We start from the raw sequence: 16,801 nt of genomic DNA, 5'->3' as shown, positions 1-16,801 counted from the left end.
CGACTCCATGACGTTCTCATGCATGAACAAGAAGCGTATGCATGGACGTGCGTCCCGGAGACGCTGGGGCGGCCACCGGGGGTGTCAAGGTCTGGACCAGAAACGGAGGCTTCCTCGGAGTGCCGTGAACTGGCCGCTCTCGACGCGCCGTTCACCCGCGCGGCGGGAATGACCGGACGCCATCAGGCGTTCTTCTCTTCGAACACGAGGAGGAGCGGTAATCGTGCTTGATCCGCAGGGTTTGTACGAATGGGAGCCGAAGGGCCTCGCGGTCGTCGACATGGCGCTCGCGCAGGAGTCGGCCGGCCTGGTCATGCTGTACCACTTCGACGGCTACATCGACGCGGGTGAGACCGGCGAGCAGATCGTCGACAGCGTGCTCGCCTCGCTTCCCCACCAGGTGGTGGCGCGCTTCGACCACGACAGGCTTGTGGACTACCGTGCCCGCCGCCCGCTGCTGACCTTCCGCCGCGACCGCTGGAGCGGCTACGAGACGCCCTCCCTGGAGGTGCGGCTCGTCCAGGACGCCACGGGTGCGCCGTTCCTCCTGCTGTCGGGGCCCGAGCCGGACGTCGAGTGGGAGCGGTTCGCGGCGGCGGTGCGGCAGATCGTCGAGCGGCTGGGCGTGCGCCTGTCCGTCAACTTTCACGGCATCCCCATGGGCGTCCCGCACACCCGTCCCGTCGGCCTCACCCCGCACGGCAACCGCACCGACCTCATGCCGGGCCACCGCAGCCCCTTCGACGAGGCGCAGGTGCCGGGCAGCGCGGAGTCGCTCATCGAGTACCGCCTGATGCAGGCGGGCCGCGACGTGCTCGGCGTCGCCGCCCACGTCCCGCACTACGTCGCGCGCTCCGCCTATCCGGACGCCGCGCTCACCGCGCTGGAGGCGATCACCGCCGCGACCGGCCTGGTCCTCCCCGGAGTCGCGCACTCGCTGCGTACCGAGGCGCACCGGACGCAGACGGAGATCGAGCGGCAGATCGGCGAGGGCGACGAGGAGCTCGTGGCACTCGTCCAGGGACTTGAGCACCAGTACGACGCGATGGCCGGCGCCGACACCAGGGGCAGCCTGGTCGCCGAGCCCGTGGAGCTGCCCTCCGCCGACGAGATCGGCCGCGAATTCGAGCGGTTCCTCGCCGAGCGGGAGGGGGACGCGTAGCCGGGGCGGGGGTCAAAGGGGGAGGCGCGCGGCGCTCGCGTAGGCTGCGCGCATGCTGAAAGTGGGCCTCACCGGTGGAATCGGTGCCGGGAAGAGCGAAGTGTCCCGGCTTCTCGCTTCGTACGGCGCGATGCTGGTGGATGCCGACAAGATCGCACGTGAGGTGGTCGAGCCGGGCACCGTGGGGCTCGCCGCCGTCGTCGACGCCTTCGGGGCGGAGATCCTGACGCCCGAGGGCACACTGGACCGGCCGAGGCTCGGGGCGATCGTCTTCAACGACCCCGAGCGGCTCGCCACCCTGAACGCGATCGTCCACCCACTCGTCGGCGCACGCTCCCGTGAGCTGGAGGCCGCCGCAGGCCCGGACTCCGTGGTCGTGCACGACGTACCGCTGCTCACCGAGAACGGACTGGCGTCGCTGTACGACCTGGTCGTCGTCGTGGACGCGGCGCCCGAGACGCAGCTCGACCGGCTGGTACGGCTGCGGGGTATGAGCGAGGCGGACGCGCGGGCGCGGATGGCGGCGCAGGCGACCCGTGAACAGCGGCGGGAGATCGCCGACCTGGTGATCGACAACGACGGGCCGCTCCAGGAGCTGGAGCCGCAGGTCCGCAAGGTGTGGGACGAACTGATCCGCAGGGCGTCCGCCGAGGGGTAGGCGGCGCCCGCGCGCCACGGCCGGAATACCGCTGCTCCAGGCGGTGTTGGAACCGGGCAGCGAGGGGAAGGATCGCAGCGTGCCCAGAAGCAACCCGGAGACGCACGTCATCGACTATCGCGCGGCCGAGAAGTTGCTGGCCGCGCGGGATCCGCGCGGCGCCGTGAAGCTGCTCGACTCCGTGATAGCCGCCCACCCGGAGAACACCGCCGCCCGGCTGCTGCGCGCACGGGCCTTCTTCGCCGCGGCGCAACTGCGGCCTGCCGAGCTCGAATTCGAGCTCGTTTTGGAGCGGGAGCCGGACAACGCCTTCGCTCACTTCGCGCTGGCCCGCACCTTCGAGCGCTCCGGACGGCCGGAGCAGGCGAAGCGGCATTTCCGTCTGGCGGCGGCGCTGGACCCCAATCCGGAGTACCTCCGGGCGGCCCGCTTCGACGGCGATTCCTGACGTCGGTCCCCGATTTCCCACGCCGGGTCCCCGATTTCCCACGCCGGGTCCCGATTTCCTACCCCCCCATTCCCGGCGCCTTTCCGCAGCGCCGCCGGCACTGTGGTCAGCCGTGGTCGGGGTCGTACGGTGGGACGTCCCGGCCGGGCTGGTAGTGCGGTCCCTGGCGGATGTGCCGGACGATCACCACCACGTCCACGGCGACGACCAGGAACAGCGCGCCGCATGCGGCCGCCCAGCCCGCGCGGCCGGCCCAGGCGAACGCAGTCGTACCCGCCGCCGTCCAGATCAGACCCCAGATGCCGAGCCACAGCCGCAGGCGCAGCGGGCTTCGCGCGGTGATCGGTTCGTTCCCAGTACGCATGGCAGTCGCTCTCCACCTCCAGCGTGCACCCGCGCGGCGAACGGCTGCCAACGCGGCGTGCCGAGAACTCGGGCGACGAGCGATGAGTCCTGGGGGCGGCAGCAGTCAGACCCGGTGACACGATCCGCACGGCTCACCGAGGAGATCACGATGCCCGCCACGACGACCAGCGCCACGACCGCTGCCTCCCCGACAACCGGCCGCCGGACGGACATCGCGGTCCGCGTCCTGCAGATCGTCCTCGCCCTCTTCTTCGCGATCGCCAGCGCGGCGCCGAAGCTCGTCGCCCACGCCTCGGCGACCGAGACCTTCGACAAGATCGGGTACGGCGACTGGTACATGTACCTGGTCGGTGGACTGGAGCTCGCGGGCGCCGTCGCGCTCGTGATCCCCCTCCTCTCCGGCGCCTCCGCGATCGCCTTGATGGGCCTGATGATCGGCGCCTTCGTCACCCAGATCACCGTGTTCGACGGGCAGTACGCGATCACGCCCGTGATCTTCTTCGTCCTCCTCGCGATCGTGGCGTACGTCCGCCGCGACCGGACGGCGCGACTGGTGGCCACCGTGCTGCGCAGGCCGTCGGCCGGCACCCGTGGATGAGGGCTCGTCCTTGGGGCATAACGGTCATACGGTGGTAATGCAATCTGCGACCCGACGACAGGGGGTGCCCCCATGGTCGAGGAGCTGGTGGTGGCCGGCGTGGCGGCCCTGACCGGATGCGCTGCGTATGTGATGGCGGCCGCCAAGGTGGTCAAGCAGTACGAGCGGGGAGTGGTCCTCCGGCTCGGGCGGCTGCGCCGGGAGGTGCGAGCGCCGGGGTTCACCTTGATCGTTCCGGCGATCGACCGGATGCACAAAGTGAACATGCAGATCGTGACCATGCCCGTACCCGCTCAGGAAGGCATCACCCGCGACAACGTCACCGTGCGCGTCGACGCGGTTGTCTACTTCCGGGTCGTCGACCCGGTCAACGCCGTCGTCGAGGTCGAGGACTACCGCTTCGCGGTGTCGCAGATGGCACAGACGTCACTGCGTTCCATCATCGGCAAGAGTGACCTCGACGATCTGCTCTCCAACCGCGAAAAGCTCAATCAAGGGCTCGAGTTGATGATCGACAGCCCGGCCGTCGGATGGGGCGTCCAGATCGACCGCGTCGAGATCAAGGATGTGTCCCTGCCCGAGGCCATGAAACGGTCGATGGCGCGGCAGGCCGAGGCCGACCGTGAGCGCAGGGCCCGGGTCATCAACGCGGACGCCGAGCTCCAGGCGTCGAAGAAGCTGGCGGAGGCAGCGGGGGAGATGTCGAAACAGCCCGCCGCCCTGCAACTGCGACTGCTGCAGACCGTGGTCGCCGTCGCGGCGGAGAAGAACTCCACGCTGGTTCTGCCGTTCCCCGTCGAACTGCTGCGCTTCCTGGAGCGTGCACAGCAGTCCGGTCCGGCGGGCCAGGCCGCTGCGCCGCAGCAGGGGCTGCCCGCAGGCGACAGCGCGCCGGAGGCGCTCGCACCGGACGTGCCGAGCGGGTCGGTTGCTCCCGACGGCTCCGACGCCTCGGCCCTCTCCGCGGCTCCCGACGGCTCGGACGAGCTCCCCGCACCCGATGCGACCGAGGCGCAGATTGAGGCACCGAGCGAGGCGCGGACCGAGGTGCCGAGCGACGTGCCGGACACGACGGAGGGCCAGGTCCAGGAGCAGCGAGGCGCTCCGCCGGTCGAGGAGCCGTTCGGCAGCGAAGTTCCACCGTCCACGACGCAGGCCCCTGCCGGCTGAGGGAAGGCACGGCGCTCCGGTGGGCGCCGCCCGTCGTACAGCGGCTGCCGGCCCCGCACACGGCGGGGCACGGCAGCACCGCACGGCCGGGCACGGCGGCTCGCGTCAGGGCGAACATGCAGGTCAGGGCGGTACCGGCCGTGATTGTCAGACCCCGCCCGTAAGGTCGTAGTGCCAGTGACTCCTATGTTGCTGCCGACCTGCGGGAGGAGGTGACCCATGGCCCTTGACCTTGCGCTCTCCATCGAGACGCCCCCCGATCTGGCGCGCCCGCTGCTGCGCTGCGCGGCAGTCTTCCTGCCCGGGGCCCTGCCCCGCGAGGGCCGGGTCGCCTTCTGGGATCCGGACGGCGCCCAAGTCCCCGGTGCCGACGGCGAACTCACCGTCGTCATCGTGGACGGCGCGGGCGGTCCCTTGAGCGGCACGCATGCCGTGGAGGACGCGGGAGGCGGGGACAGCCGCATGAGCGGCACGTCCGGCGACGGTGTCCGCAGCCGCACCGTCCCCGTGCGGACCCTCGCTGTCGCCGATGCGGTCCCGCTGCTCGTGCAGGCCCGCCACGACCCCCTCGCCCATCGCGCCGCCGCCTGCTGGGGTGCCGCAGCTCTGCACGCCCTGCACCTCGTGGCGCGCGGCCGCCTCATGCCGGGCCTGACCGCGACGGACCACGACGCCTGGCGGGCCGGTCCGCTCGACGCGGACGACATCGCCCAGCTGCGTGCCGTCGCCGCCGCCATGCCGTACGAGGCACATGCCACCCCCGTCCCAGGGGTGCGGCCGTTGTCACTGCCCGAGCCCGAGGCACTGGTGCGGCAGTTCTTCGACGCGGTCGCCGACACGCTGCCGCGTACACCGGCCGCCGCGCACGCCGCAGGCGCCCCGTTCGCCGCACGTGGGGCGCAGCATCTGCCCGGCGCGCGCGAGTGGGCGGGGGAGGCCGCCGCGGGCATGGACGCGGGCGTACGGGTGTCACTGCGCCTGGACCTCAACGCGTTCGAGCTGTTCGACCTGGCCGAGGAGGACGGGGCGCAGCGCAGCGCGGGGGCCGCCCTGGTGCAGGTGCACAGCCTCGCCGACCCGACCCTGGTCATGGACGCGGCCCGGCTGTGGGCCGGCGCCGGGGACGAGCAGTTCGGGCCGCGGGCGCGGATCGACGCGATGCTGGCGCTGCGCCGCGCGGCCCGCGTCTGGGCGCCGCTCACGCGGCTGCTGGAGCTGGACGTGCCGGACGTCCTTCCTCTCACCGAGGACGAGCTGTACGAACTGCTGGGGCCCGGGGCCGCGCGTCTGGACGCGGCAGGTGTGGAGGTGCACTGGCCGAAGGAGCTCGCGCGGTCGCTGGGCGCGGCGGCCGTCGTGCGGCCCGCGCCGGGCTCGGCGACCGACGGCACACCGTTCTTCGACAGCGAGGAACTGCTCAGGTTCGACTGGCACTTGGCCCTGGACGGCGACCCGCTGACCGAGGCCGAGATGGACGCGCTGGCCGAGTCCCACCGGCCCATCGTGCGGCTGCGTGACAGGTGGGTGGTGGTGGACCCCGACCTCGTGCGCAAGGCGCGCAAGCGCGAGTTGGGGCTGCTGGAGCCGGTCGACGCGCTGGCCGTGGCACTGACCGGTACGGCAGAGGTGGACGGTGAGACGGTCGAGGCGGTGCCGACAGGGGCACTCGCCGCGCTGCGCGACCGGCTCACAGGGGCCTCGGATCCCGTGAGCCCACCGGACGGACTCGCCGCCACCCTCCGTGACTACCAGCTGCGCGGCCTGGCCTGGCTGGACCTGATGACCTCCCTCGGCCTCGGCGGCTGCCTCGCCGACGACATGGGTCTCGGCAAGACCGTCACCGTCATCGCCCTGCACCTGCGCAGAGCGCGCAGGGAGGCGACCCTGGTCGTCTGTCCGGCCTCCCTCCTCGGCAACTGGCAGAGGGAGATCGCGCGGTTCGCGCCCGGCGTCCCCGTGCGCCGCTTCCACGGCGCCGACCGCACCCTGCCGGCCTCCGGCGGCGGCTTCGTCCTCACCACGTACGGCACGATGCGCACCAGCGCGGAGCTGCTCGCCGGCCACCCCTGGGGCATGGTCGTCGCCGACGAGGCCCAGCACGTGAAGAACCCCTTCTCCGCGACCGCCAAGGCACTGCGCACGATTCCCGCGCCCGCGCGCGTCGCCCTCACCGGCACGCCCGTGGAGAACAACCTCTCCGAACTGTGGGCGCTGCTGGACTGGACGACGCCCGGCCTGCTCGGGCCGCTCAAGGCGTTCCGGGCCCGGCACGCCCGCATCGTGGAGAACGGCGAGGACGAGGAGGCGGCCGAGCGCCTCGCCCGCCTGGTGCGGCCGTTCCTCCTGCGCCGCAGGAAGTCGGACCCGGGCATCGTGCCGGAGCTGCCGCCGAAGACCGAGACCGACCATCCGGTCCCGCTCACGCGCGAACAGGCTTCGCTGTACGAGGCGGTGGTGCGCGAGACCATGGCGGCCATCGAGGGGGCGGAGGGCATCGCCCGGCGCGGCCTGGTGATGAAGCTCCTGACCGCGCTGAAGCAGATCTGCAACCACCCCGCGCAGTTCCTCAAGGAACACGCCCCGGCCCACAGGCAGGGCACCGGCTCGCCCAGGCTGTCGGGCCGCTCCGGCAAGCTCGCGCTCCTCGACGAACTGCTCGAGACCATCCTGTCCGAGGACGGCTCCGTCCTCGTCTTCACCCAGTACGTCTCCATGGCCCGCCTGATCTCGGACCATCTGGCACACCGGGCGATCCCGAGCCAGCTGCTGCACGGCGGCACGCCGGTGGCGGAGCGGGAGCGGATGGTCGACCGCTTCCAGTCCGGCGAGGTGCCGGTGTTCATCCTGTCCCTCAAAGCGGCGGGCACCGGGCTCAACCTCACGAGGGCCGGCCATGTCGTCCACTTCGACCGCTGGTGGAATCCGGCGGTCGAGGAGCAGGCGACGGACCGGGCCTACCGCATCGGCCAGACACAGCCCGTGCAGGTCCACCGGCTCATCGCCGAGGGCACCGTCGAGGACCGGATCGCCGAGATGCTCGCCTCCAAGCGGGCGCTGGCGGACGCGGTGCTTGGTTCCGGCGAGGCCGCGCTGACCGAGCTGACCGACCGGGAGCTCGCCGACCTGGTCTCGCTGAGGAGGCCGTCATGAGCCCGTCCTTGCTGCCGCGCCCCGGCCGCAGGTCCGCCGCCCGCACCGACCCCCGCCACGACGACCTGCGCCGCACGTTCCCCGCCCTCGATCCCGTCCAGGGCGAGGAGATCGCCGCCACCTGGTGGGGCCACGCCTGGGTGGAGGCACTCGAGGACACCGCCCTCGACCGCGCCCGCCTGGAGCGCGGCCGCGCCTACGCCGGCCGGGGCAACGTCGCGTCGATCACCGTTACCCCCGGCCGGGTCACGGCGTACGTCCACGGCAGCAGACCGCGCCCGTACCGCACCGAGATCCGCCTTCGTACCCTCCCCGACGACGACTGGGACGACTTCCTCGCTGCCGCTTCGGCACGCCCGGACCACATCGCCGCGCTGCTCGACAAGGACGTCCCACACGCCCTCGCGGACGCCGCCGATCTGCTGCCCACAGCCGGCGACCTGATCCCCGACTGCTCCTGCCCCGACAACGGCTACCCCTGCAAGCACGCGGCCGCCCTGTGCTACCAGACGGCCAGACTGCTCGACGAGGACCCGTTCGTCCTGTTCCTCATGCGCGGCCGGGGCGAGCGGGACATCCTCTCGGCCCTGTCCCACCGCAACGCGACCCGGTCCGCGGCCGAGCGCGCCGCGGCAGCGGCCGAGGCGCCCGTCGCGACCGTGCCCGCCGCGGCGGTCGCCGAGCGGTCACGGCCATCGCTGCCGGCCCCGTTCCCGCTGCCCGCACGGCCCGGCCGTCCGCCCGCCTATCCGCACGCGCCCGGCGCTCCCGACCCGCTCGCCCTCGACCTCCTCGCGGGTGAGGCGGCGGTCCGCGCCCACACCCTCCTCGCCACCGGCAAGGACCCCGTCGCCCGGCTCACCCCCTGGCAGGACGCGGTCCGCCTGGCCGCCGCGCATCCCGGTTCCGGACTGACCGCCTCCACCCGCGCCCTCTACCGCGATCTTGCCGCCGCGGCCGACCACACTCCCACCGACCTGGCCAGGGCCGTGGCCGCCTGGCGTCAGGGAGGGCTCGCGGCGCTGCGGGTCCTGGAGGAGCCCTGGGACCCGCCTGCCGGGCCCTTCGACCGGGCGAGGCCCGCCCTGGCAGCCGCGGACTTCCCGCACTTCCGGCCCTGGCGGAACCACCTCTCCTCGCGCTCCCTCCAGCTCCGCCTCGGGCGCGACGGACTCTGGTACGGCTACGAGTCGGACCCGGACCGTGAGGACTGGTGGCCCCGCGGTACCCCCGACACGGATCCGGTCGGAGCTCTCACGACGCTGAGGGGAGGCTGACCCCGCCGGCCGTCTGACCCACCGGCCGGAGGGCGGGGCTCGTGTGTTCGGTACCTCACGCTCCCGAGTGGGTGAATACCTCAATTGGCGGAACCGATGGGGTCTCTTGGCGTTGATTGCGGTGCGGGCAAGTGCCCGCGACCTTTCTCCTGAAGGCAGGGAACCCATGAGGCAGGTTCACCGAAAGGGCCTGGCCACCGTGATCCTCACGGGTGGCGCGCTGGCCATGGCCACCGGCTACGCGCACGCCGACTCGCACGCGGACGGCGCCGCCGTCGGATCACCCGGCGTGCTGTCCGGCAACGCGGTGCAGCTGCCCGTCGACGTTCCCGTCAACGTCTGCGGCAACACCGTCAATGTCGTGGGGCTGCTCAACCCGACAGTGGGCAATTCCTGTGCCAACTCCGCGCACGGCAGCGGCACTCAGGCAGGAGGCGGACGGTCCGGCTCGCACAACGGAGGCTCCCAGGGTTCAGGAGGTGCAGTCGCCGACGGCGACACCGGCGGCTCGCCGGGCATCCTGTCGGGCAACCGCGTTCAGCTGCCCGTCGACATCCCGGTCAACGTCACCGGCAACTCCGTGAACGTCGTAGGCATCGGCAACCCGGCCGCCGGGAACGTCTCGGCGAACGTGCCTCCCGTCAAGGTGAGGCCCGCGACGCCGCCGAAGCAGGTCACACCGCCGACGGCCGCCCAGCAGCAGAAGCCGCCCGGCGGGTCGCTCGCCGACACCGGCGCCGGGCTGTCGGCGTTCGCTGTTCCGGCGGGCGCGGCCATGCTGCTCGGTGGTGCGGTGCTCTACCGCCGCTTCCGCCCCGCCCAGGTCTGACGCTCCGCACGGCCGTCCGCAGTCCCAGGCGGCGCCTCTCCCGAAGAGGCTCGCCACGACGCCAGGACGGCATCGATGTCCGCCGCCACCCGGGCCCGTGCCCGGTGGCGGTCGGCCCCGGCCGCGAGCAGGGCGTCGTACCCGGTGTCGAGGTGCCGTACCGACGCTCGTACGGCGGCCGTCACCGCTCCTGCGTCCAGGGACCGGCCGGCCGCGGTCCTGCCCACCCGGCCGCTGCCGCGCACCGACGCGTGTGCCGCGATGCCGGCGGCACGCTCGGGAGGACACCAGGGGAACAGGCGCAGTATCTCCGCCGTCAGGGCCGCGGTGAACCGCACGTCCTCAGCCGCCCGGCGCTCGGCGTCCCGGGCACGTCGGCGGGCCCGCGCCTCTGCGTCGGCCAGACAGGCCGATTCCGCGCGGGCAAGCGCGGCCTCCTCGACCAGCAGCCCCTGACGCTCGTAACGACTGCGGCGGCGGTTGAGACGGACCACGACCGCGAACAGCGAACTGCCCTCGCGCGCCCGGCGGGTGAAGGCAGCATTGCCTCGCGGGAGGTACACCAGGTGCCCGAGATCGGCGCAGTCCAGGCAGACGGGGACTCCGGACTCCAGCACATGCATCTCCAGCGGCCCTTGGTGGCACTCCCCGCAGTGCCTGCCCTTCAGCGGCTGGATGACCACCAGGTCCATATCGGCAGCGTACCCAGCAGGTACGCTCCGCTCCCATGACGCTTCACTGTGCCGTGCTCGACGACTACCAGGGCCTCGCTCTCGGCCTGGCCGACTGGTCCTCGCTCGCCGGGTCCGTCGAAGTCCGCTCTCTCCAGGAGCACTTCACCTCTGAGGAGTCTCTCGCCTCCGAAGTGGGCGACTGCGAGATCCTCGTCGTGATGCGCGAGCGGACCCCCGTCACCGCGTCGCTGCTGGCGCGGCTGCCGCGGCTGAGGCTTCTGATTACCTCGGGCATGCGCAACGCCTCCATCGACCTCGAAGCGGCGGCGGTCCACGGCGTCACGGTCTGCGGCACCGCCAGCAACTCCGAGCCGCCCGCCGAGCTGACCTGGGCGCTCATCCTGGGGCTCGCCCGGCATGTGACGGAGGAGAGCGCGGCGTTGCGGGACGGCGGGCCGTGGCAGTCCACCCTTGGGACGGATCTGCACGGCAGCCGGCTCGCTCTGGTCGGTCTCGGGAAGATCGGCGCGAAGGTGGCCCGGGTCGGGCAGGCCTTCGGCATGGACGTCATGGCGTGGAGCCACAACCTCACGGACGAGCGGGCCGCCGAATACGGCGTGGAGCGGGCCGCTTCGCTCGAAGAGCTCCTCGAAGCGGGGGACTTCGTCTCGGTGCACCTGCAGCTCTCCGACCGCACACGCGGGCTGATCGGCGCCACGGAACTCAGGCGGATGCGCCGCACCGCCTACCTCGTCAACACCTCGCGGGCCGCGATCGTCGACCAGGCGGCCCTGGTGCAGGCGCTGCGTGAGGGGTGGATCGCGGGCGCGGGCTCGGACGTGTTCGCCCGCGAGCCGCTGCCTGCCGACGACCCGCTGCGCACCGCGCCGAACCTCCTGGGCCTGCCGCACCTCGGGTACGTCACGCGGCGCAACTACGAGGGGTACTTCCGGCAGACGGTCGAGGACATCGCGGCCTGCCTCGCCGGCAGCCCCGTCCGTATCCTCGCCGAACCGGCGGCCCGGGTCTGAGAGGCGGCCGGCGACCCACGCCGCCGTCGGCCGGCCGGCCGGTTCGCCGGCGCACGCCGGGTGCCGCGCCGCGCAGGCGTTCAGGCCGGTCGGGGCGGGTCGGCCGGTACGCCGCGTCGGCGCCGTCCAAGCTCGCCGGGTCGGGTCGGCCGGGCCGGGCCCGCCCGTTCCGGCCGGCTAGCGCACGCCGGGTGCCGCGGCGCCGATGAACTCGGACAGGGTCTCGCGCGCCTGCTCGGACCGCTGCGCGCGGTCCGCCTCGTCCGGCGCCTCGTGCATACAGTTCGTGACCTCGAAGGCGGCGGCGGCCAGGCCCAGCGCCTGCGGGTCGTCGCACACCAACTGCACCCGGATCAATGCCTGATGGGCGCTGAGACGCAGCCGGTACGAGTCGATGCGGGCCTCCTCGGCGGCTTCACTGCCCGGGGCCTCCTTCGCCCGGTGCCAGCGGTCGTTCTGGCCGCGCCGGTAGTCGACGAGCGCGCCGGCGAAGGCGCTGTAGGCCGTGATCCGTTCCTGGCGCAGCTGCTCCGCGCGGGCGAGAGCGGCGCTGCGCTCGGCCGTCTGGCGCTGGAACAGGTGGTCGCCACCGATCCGAGCAGCGTGCCGATGACGGCGATGACGGCTGTCCACATGTGCGCGCTCCAGAGCTGCTGCGGTGAATCGTGGGGGCACGCGCGGCACGTGGCGCCGGCCTCGCCCGGTGGCGAGACCCATCAGATCATCGCAGTGGAGAACGGCGTCAAGAGTGAGGTCCGGTCGTCACCTCGCGGCAGTCGCCGGCCGCGGCCTACTGGCGGTAGCCGCTCAGGAAGCGGCCTATGCGGCTGATCGCGGCGTCCAGGTCGTCGGCGTGCGGCAGGGTGAGGATCCGGAAGTGGTCGGGGCGCGGCCAGTTGAAGCCCGTGCCCTGCACGACCTGGATCTTCTCGCGCAGCAGCAGGTCCAGGACGAACTTCTCGTCGTCGTGGATCGGGTGGACCTTGGGGTCGAGCCGGGGAAAGGCGTACAGGGCGCCCTTGGGCTTGACGCAGGAGACGCCCGGGATCTCGTTCAGCCTCTCCCACGCACGGTCGCGCTGTTCGTGGAGCCTGCCGCCGGGCGCCACCAGTTCGTGGATGGACTGCCGGCCGCCGAGTGCGGCCTGGATGGCGTACTGGGCGGGCGCGTTGGCGCACAGTCGCATCGAGGCCAGCATCGTCAGGCCCTCGAGGTAGTTGCGGGCGTGCTGCCGCGGGCCGGAGACGACGAGCCAGCCGGAGCGGAAACCGGCGACGCGGTACGTCTTGGACAGACCGCTGAAGGTGAGGACGACGAGGTCCGGGGCGAGCGCGGCGGCGGGGTGGTGCACCGCGTCGTCGTACACGATCCGGTCGTAGATCTCGTCGGCGAACACCATCAGCTGGTGGCGGCGGGCCAGGTCGAGGATGCCCTCCACGACCTCGCGCGGGTAGACCGCCCCGGTGGGGTTGTTGGGGTTGATGATGACGACGGCCCGCGTGCGATCGGTGATCTTGGATACCATGTCGTCGAGGTCGGGGTACCAGTCGGACTCCTCGTCGCACAGGTAGTGCACCGCCTTGCCGCCCGCGAGCGTGGTCACGGCGGTCCACAGCGGGAAGTCCGGGGCCGGGATCAGCACTTCGTCGCCGTCCTCCAGGAGCGCCTGGACGGCCATCGAGACGAGTTCGGAGACGCCGTTGCCGAGGAAGACGTCGTCGACGTCGACATCGGCGAGGCCCATGGCCTGGTAGCGCTGGGCGACCGCGCGGCGGGCGGAGAGGATGCCGCGCGAGTCGGTGTACCCGTGGGCCCGGGGGAGCATGCGGATCATGTCCTGGACGATCTCCTCCGGCGCCTCGAAGCCGAAGAGCGCGGGGTTGCCGGTGTTCAGCCGCAGGACGCTGTGGCCCGCTTCCTCCAGCGCGTTGGCGTGTTCTATCACCGGACCGCGGATCTCGTAGCAGACCTCGCTGAGCTTGCTCGACTGCCGGAACTCCATGCCGTGCCTCCCCGGACTGAATGGTGTACTTGGTTTTACCAAGCGCGAGCTTGGAAAGTCCAACAACATGTCTAGACTGCGTCGTATGCCACGTGAGACGCGCCGCCGGAGCTATGACCAGTACTGCGCCGCAGCCCGCGCCCTGGACGCGGTCGGCGACCGCTGGACGCTGCTCGTCGTACGGGAGTTGCTGGCCGGCCCCCGCCGCTACACCGACCTGCACGCCGACCTGCCGGGCGTCAGCACCGACGTCCTGGCGTCCCGGCTCAAGGACATGGAGCGGGACGGCCTGGCGACCCGTCGACGGCTGCCGCCGCCGTCGGCCGCGTACGTCTACGAGCTGACCGAACGGGGGCGCGGACTGCTGCCCGTCCTGACCGCGCTGGCCGGTTGGGGCGCACCGGCGCTCGCCGAGCGCCGGCCCACCGACGCCGTTCGCGCGCACTGGTTCGCCATCCCGTTGCTGCGTGCCCTCCAGGCGCCGGGGAGGGCCGGGGTGGTCGAGGTCAGGTTGGACGAGGGCGTGTTCCATCTGCGGCTGGGGGGCATCGAAACCTCGCCGTACGGTGACGGCCCCGCCGACGCGCCCGATGTGTGCCTGACCCTCGATGCCGAGACCTGCGTCGCGATCGGCGGCGGGGACCTGACGGTCGAGGAGGGCGTACGGGCCGGGCGGATCAAGGCGGAGGGCGACGCGGCGCTCGTCGGGGTGCCGGAGGGCTGACGTACGGCTGCCGGGCGCGATGCCGCCACCGCGCCGACGGCCCCTGTCCCGGCCGGGTGATGATGGGGCGGTGCGACTCGAAGCGATCACTTGGGAACGGCTCGCGGAGGCCATGGCTGAGCGGGTGCTGACGACCACCGCCCAGGACGGCAGCCCCTGGCTGCGCGTCGGCATCGACGGCGCACCCGCCGCACGACCCGGTGAACTGGCGGAGCGCATCGGCGACGTGCTGCGGCTGCGCGGGCGCGGCGTGCTCGTCGTCGGTGCGGACGGGTTTCTGCGGCCGGCGTCGCTGCGGTACGAGTACGGGCGGGAGGACCCCGACGCCTACTACGGCTCCTGGTTCGACACGGGCGCGCTGTGGCGCGAGGTCTTCGGGCCTCTGGAGGCGGGCGGCAGCGGACGGGTGCTGCCGGATCTGTGGGACCCGGCGACGGACCGCGCGACCCGGTCGGCGCCCGTCCAATTGCCCCTGGGCGGTGTGCTGGTGCTGCACGGGCCGTTCCTGCTGGGCCACTGGTTCCCGTTCGACCTGACCGCGCATCTGCGGCTCTCGCCGGGCGCTCTGGAGCGCCGCACCGACGAGCGGGAGCGCTGGACGCTCCCGGCGTACGCGCGGTACGAGGACGAGGCCCGTCCCGCCGAGTCGGCCGACGTCCTCGTACGCGCCGACGATCCGCGCCACCCCGCCTGGAGCGGACTGCGCTGAGCCCTTCCGTCGCGGGCGGCGGGCGATGCGCGCCGCGCTGTCTCGGGCGGAGTGAGCCGCTCCCGCACGGGCGGTGGACGGTCCCGCCACCCCGCCGCCTGGGGCGGAGTGCGCCGCTCCCTCACGGGCGGCCTCCGACCAGCGTCACCGCCCTGGCTCCGGCCCGGCAGCCCTCCGCCGCTGCCGTGGCGGCGTCCGCTCCCGCGAGGCGTGCGGCGAGGAACGCGCCCGTGAACGCGTCGCCCGCGCCGGTCGTGTCCACCCGCTCGGCCGGTTCGGCGGGGACGCGTGCCGTGACCCGGCCCGACTCCGCGACCAACGCGCCCTGTCCGCCCAGCGTCACCACCGTGAGCGGCACGATCCGGCTGAGCTTCGCCGCCGCCTCGGCGGCGTCGGACAAGCCGGTGAGGAGGCGGGCCTCGTCCGCGTTGGGGAACAGGACGTCCGCGCCGTCGAGGGCCGACAGCACGCGTTCGACGCCCAGTTCGGCGATGAATCCCGCCGACGCCGGGTCCACGCTCACCGGAATGCCACGTTCGCGTGCGGAGCGCATCGCCAGGCCGGCGGCCCGCCTGCTCGTATCAGAGAACAGGAGGTAGCCCGACAGGTGCAGATGCCCGATTCCGTCCAGCAGGGGCGGCGCCCAGTCCCCGGGGCCCAGACGCAGCACCGCGCCGCTGTCGGTGAGGAAGGTGCGCTCGGCGTCCTCGTCCACGAGGGCCACGACGGTGGCGGTCGGCGCCTCGGCGTCGGGCAACAGAAGCGGACGCACGCCCGCCGCCGTCAGCCGCTCGGCGTGCCAGGCCAGGTCCGCAGCGCCCGCGCGAGCGAGCAGCCGGACGTCGGCACAGTTCCACTGGGCGGCCCAGCAGCAGACATTGGCTCCCGCACCGCCCGGCAGGATGCGGATGCGGGCGGCCGTGTCCGTGCCCCGCGCGAGCGGCGTCCGATGGCGTGCCACGACGTCCGTGACTATGTCCCCGACGACGAGCAGCCCCGGCGAGCCGTCTGCCGGTCCGTGTCCGTCCCCACCTTCCGTCCGCGCGGACGCTCTCGTACCGCCCGTCATGCGTACGCCGCTGCGATGCGTGCCGCGAGCCGCACGTTGCCCCGCACCGCCGCCAGGTTGGCCTCCAGCGAGGCGCCGTCGGTGTAGCGCATCAGCCGCTCCAGCAGGAAGGGTGTGACGGCCTGTCCGGTGACGCCATCCTCCCGTGCCTCGACGAGCGCCCGGGCGAGCACCCGGTCGTGCAGCCCGGGGTCCAACTGCTCCTCGACGGGGACCGGATTGGCCACGATCAGGGCGGAGTACGGCTCGGCCAGCAGGTCCTTGGCGTGCATCACCGCGGCGACCTCCTCGGGTGTGCGGAGCGTCCAGTCGACCGGTTCGCCCGACGACGTCAGGTAGAAGCCGGGGAACCGGTCGGTCCCGTAACCGACGACGCCCACCCCGAGTGTTTCCAGCCGCTGGAGAGTGGCCGGGACGTCCAGGATCGACTTCACGCCCGCGCAGACCACGGTGAGGCCGACCTGCGCGAGCAGTCGCAGGTCGGCCGACTCGTCCTGCGTCTCCGTCCAGCCGCGGTGCACACCGCCCAGCCCGCCGGTCGCGAAGACGGCGATGCCCGCCCGGTCGGCGAGGAACGCCGTGGCGGAGACCGTCGTCGCCCCGCTCGCACCGGTCGCGAGGGCGGGGGCCAGGTCGCGGTGGCCAAGCTTGCGCAGGCCGGGGTCGCCGGCGACGCGCTCCAACTCCGCCTTCCCCAGGCCGATGTGCGCCCGCCCGTCGAGCACGGCGATCGTGGCCGGCACCGCTCCTTCGGCCCGTACCAGCGCTTCCAGCTCCTCGGCCACGGACAGGTTGCGGGGGCGTGGCAGTCCGTGCGCGATGATCGTCGACTCCAGGGCGACGACGGGCGCGCCCGCGTCGAGCGCCCCCCGTACCTCTTCGGACACCGTTATCGCGGTCTTCAGCATGTCCCCATCCCTGGCACGGCGGCGGG

Annotated in this window: 17 protein-coding genes; 11 read left to right on the top strand and 6 right to left on the bottom strand. The window is 72.7% G+C overall.

What is annotated here, in order from left to right; genetic code table 11:
• The first annotated feature begins 223 nt into the window (after positions 1 to 223).
• The 3 genes from ACLB9X_RS00900 to ACLB9X_RS00890 all read left to right on the top strand — a co-directional run bounded on the left by ACLB9X_RS00900 (position 224) and on the right by ACLB9X_RS00890 (position 2,268).
• Positions 224 to 1,162, top strand: a complete 939-nt coding sequence (locus ACLB9X_RS00900) for a PAC2 family protein (protein WP_410358223.1) — start codon at positions 224 to 226, stop codon at positions 1,160 to 1,162.
• A gap of 52 nt (positions 1,163 to 1,214) precedes the next feature.
• Positions 1,215 to 1,820: a dephospho-CoA kinase gene (coaE, locus tag ACLB9X_RS00895; protein WP_410358222.1), complete on the top strand. Its 606-nt coding sequence runs from the start codon at positions 1,215 to 1,217 to the stop codon at positions 1,818 to 1,820.
• A gap of 79 nt (positions 1,821 to 1,899) precedes the next feature.
• Positions 1,900 to 2,268 carry a tetratricopeptide repeat protein gene (locus ACLB9X_RS00890; protein WP_410358221.1) on the top strand — a complete coding sequence of 123 codons (369 nt, stop codon included), beginning with the start codon at positions 1,900 to 1,902 and terminating at the stop codon, positions 2,266 to 2,268.
• Between the two features lie 106 nt (positions 2,269 to 2,374).
• Here the strand turns inward: ACLB9X_RS00890 and ACLB9X_RS00885 are convergent, their stop codons facing one another.
• Positions 2,375 to 2,632, bottom strand: a complete 258-nt coding sequence (locus ACLB9X_RS00885) for a DUF6343 family protein (protein ID WP_410358220.1) — start codon at positions 2,630 to 2,632, stop codon at positions 2,375 to 2,377.
• A gap of 150 nt (positions 2,633 to 2,782) precedes the next feature.
• Between ACLB9X_RS00885 and ACLB9X_RS00880 the strand changes: the two genes are divergently transcribed.
• From ACLB9X_RS00880 to ACLB9X_RS00860, 5 genes are all read left to right on the top strand, one after another.
• The gene (locus tag ACLB9X_RS00880; RefSeq protein ID WP_410358219.1) at positions 2,783 to 3,232 is read left to right on the top strand and encodes a DoxX family protein; all 450 of its coding nucleotides are present in this window, start codon (positions 2,783 to 2,785) and stop codon (positions 3,230 to 3,232) included.
• Positions 3,233 to 3,304: 72 nt separating this feature from the next.
• The gene (locus ACLB9X_RS00875) at positions 3,305 to 4,402 is read left to right on the top strand and encodes an SPFH domain-containing protein (protein ID WP_410358218.1); all 1,098 of its coding nucleotides are present in this window, start codon (positions 3,305 to 3,307) and stop codon (positions 4,400 to 4,402) included.
• A 219-nt stretch (positions 4,403 to 4,621) separates the two neighbouring features.
• A complete protein-coding gene (locus tag ACLB9X_RS00870; protein ID WP_410358217.1) occupies positions 4,622 to 7,552 on the top strand; it encodes a DEAD/DEAH box helicase in 2,931 nt (976 codons plus the stop codon).
• Complete coding sequence (locus ACLB9X_RS00865) at positions 7,549 to 8,829, top strand: SWIM zinc finger family protein (protein WP_410358216.1); 1,281 nt, start codon at positions 7,549 to 7,551, stop codon at positions 8,827 to 8,829. Before ACLB9X_RS00870 ends, ACLB9X_RS00865 begins: the two co-directional genes overlap by 4 nt.
• A gap of 166 nt (positions 8,830 to 8,995) precedes the next feature.
• Positions 8,996 to 9,658: a chaplin gene (locus tag ACLB9X_RS00860; RefSeq protein WP_410358215.1), complete on the top strand. Its 663-nt coding sequence runs from the start codon at positions 8,996 to 8,998 to the stop codon at positions 9,656 to 9,658.
• On the opposite strand, the gene ACLB9X_RS00855 is transcribed toward ACLB9X_RS00860, so the two are convergent.
• Positions 9,628 to 10,350, bottom strand: coding sequence for a DUF2293 domain-containing protein (locus tag ACLB9X_RS00855; RefSeq protein WP_410358214.1), 723 nt, complete (start codon positions 10,348 to 10,350; stop codon positions 9,628 to 9,630). The two genes, ACLB9X_RS00860 and ACLB9X_RS00855, sit on opposite strands and share 31 nt — an antisense overlap.
• A gap of 35 nt (positions 10,351 to 10,385) precedes the next feature.
• Between ACLB9X_RS00855 and ACLB9X_RS00850 the strand changes: the two genes are divergently transcribed.
• Positions 10,386 to 11,363: a D-2-hydroxyacid dehydrogenase family protein gene (locus ACLB9X_RS00850; protein WP_410358213.1), complete on the top strand. Its 978-nt coding sequence runs from the start codon at positions 10,386 to 10,388 to the stop codon at positions 11,361 to 11,363.
• 177 nt (positions 11,364 to 11,540) lie between these two features.
• Here ACLB9X_RS00850 and ACLB9X_RS00845 read toward each other — a convergent pair whose 3' ends face one another.
• Positions 11,541 to 11,996, bottom strand: coding sequence for a hypothetical protein (locus ACLB9X_RS00845; RefSeq protein WP_410358212.1), 456 nt, complete (start codon positions 11,994 to 11,996; stop codon positions 11,541 to 11,543).
• Between the two features lie 157 nt (positions 11,997 to 12,153).
• A complete protein-coding gene (locus tag ACLB9X_RS00840; RefSeq protein WP_410358211.1) occupies positions 12,154 to 13,365 on the bottom strand; it encodes a pyridoxal phosphate-dependent aminotransferase in 1,212 nt (403 codons plus the stop codon).
• Between the two features lie 67 nt (positions 13,366 to 13,432).
• On the opposite strand from ACLB9X_RS00840, the gene ACLB9X_RS00835 reads away from it, so the two are divergent.
• Both ACLB9X_RS00835 and ACLB9X_RS00830 read left to right on the top strand, forming a co-directional pair.
• Positions 13,433 to 14,089, top strand: a complete 657-nt coding sequence (locus ACLB9X_RS00835; protein ID WP_410358210.1) for a winged helix-turn-helix transcriptional regulator — start codon at positions 13,433 to 13,435, stop codon at positions 14,087 to 14,089.
• 70 nt (positions 14,090 to 14,159) lie between these two features.
• Complete coding sequence (locus ACLB9X_RS00830; RefSeq protein ID WP_410358209.1) at positions 14,160 to 14,798, top strand: uridine kinase; 639 nt, start codon at positions 14,160 to 14,162, stop codon at positions 14,796 to 14,798.
• Between the two features lie 121 nt (positions 14,799 to 14,919).
• On the opposite strand, the gene ACLB9X_RS00825 is transcribed toward ACLB9X_RS00830, so the two are convergent.
• Together ACLB9X_RS00825 and ACLB9X_RS00820 are read right to left on the bottom strand one after the other, a co-directional pair.
• Positions 14,920 to 15,867 (bottom strand): carbohydrate kinase family protein, encoded by a 948-nt coding sequence (locus ACLB9X_RS00825; RefSeq protein WP_410358208.1) that lies wholly within the window; start codon positions 15,865 to 15,867, stop codon positions 14,920 to 14,922.
• The gene (locus ACLB9X_RS00820) at positions 15,864 to 16,775 is read right to left on the bottom strand and encodes a pseudouridine-5'-phosphate glycosidase (protein ID WP_410358207.1); all 912 of its coding nucleotides are present in this window, start codon (positions 16,773 to 16,775) and stop codon (positions 15,864 to 15,866) included. The genes ACLB9X_RS00825 and ACLB9X_RS00820 overlap by 4 nt, the downstream gene beginning before the upstream one ends.
• Between the last annotated feature and the right edge of the window lie 26 nt (positions 16,776 to 16,801).

Origin of the sequence: Streptomyces sp. 5K101 (assembly GCF_046506645.1) — a bacterium.
GTDB lineage: Bacteria > Actinomycetota > Actinomycetes > Streptomycetales > Streptomycetaceae > Streptomyces.
Note: the sequence above shows the minus strand (reverse complement) of the source record. Positions and strands in the feature narration are given on the sequence as shown.

Coding starts and splice junctions, on each gene's coding strand:
- ACLB9X_RS00825 (WP_410358208.1), bottom strand. CDS start 15,867: ATGACGGGCGGTACGAGAGCGTCCGCGCGGACGGAAGGTGGGGACGGA.
- coaE (WP_410358222.1), top strand. CDS start 1,215: ATGCTGAAAGTGGGCCTCACCGGTGGAATCGGTGCCGGGAAGAGCGAA.
- ACLB9X_RS00870 (WP_410358217.1), top strand. CDS start 4,622: ATGGCCCTTGACCTTGCGCTCTCCATCGAGACGCCCCCCGATCTGGCG.
- ACLB9X_RS00850 (WP_410358213.1), top strand. CDS start 10,386: ATGACGCTTCACTGTGCCGTGCTCGACGACTACCAGGGCCTCGCTCTC.
- ACLB9X_RS00855 (WP_410358214.1), bottom strand. CDS start 10,350: ATGGACCTGGTGGTCATCCAGCCGCTGAAGGGCAGGCACTGCGGGGAG.
- ACLB9X_RS00875 (WP_410358218.1), top strand. CDS start 3,305: ATGGTCGAGGAGCTGGTGGTGGCCGGCGTGGCGGCCCTGACCGGATGC.
- ACLB9X_RS00860 (WP_410358215.1), top strand. CDS start 8,996: ATGAGGCAGGTTCACCGAAAGGGCCTGGCCACCGTGATCCTCACGGGT.
- ACLB9X_RS00885 (WP_410358220.1), bottom strand. CDS start 2,632: ATGCGTACTGGGAACGAACCGATCACCGCGCGAAGCCCGCTGCGCCTG.
- ACLB9X_RS00865 (WP_410358216.1), top strand. CDS start 7,549: ATGAGCCCGTCCTTGCTGCCGCGCCCCGGCCGCAGGTCCGCCGCCCGC.
- ACLB9X_RS00880 (WP_410358219.1), top strand. CDS start 2,783: ATGCCCGCCACGACGACCAGCGCCACGACCGCTGCCTCCCCGACAACC.
- ACLB9X_RS00835 (WP_410358210.1), top strand. CDS start 13,433: ATGTCTAGACTGCGTCGTATGCCACGTGAGACGCGCCGCCGGAGCTAT.
- ACLB9X_RS00840 (WP_410358211.1), bottom strand. CDS start 13,365: ATGGAGTTCCGGCAGTCGAGCAAGCTCAGCGAGGTCTGCTACGAGATC.
- ACLB9X_RS00820 (WP_410358207.1), bottom strand. CDS start 16,775: ATGCTGAAGACCGCGATAACGGTGTCCGAAGAGGTACGGGGGGCGCTC.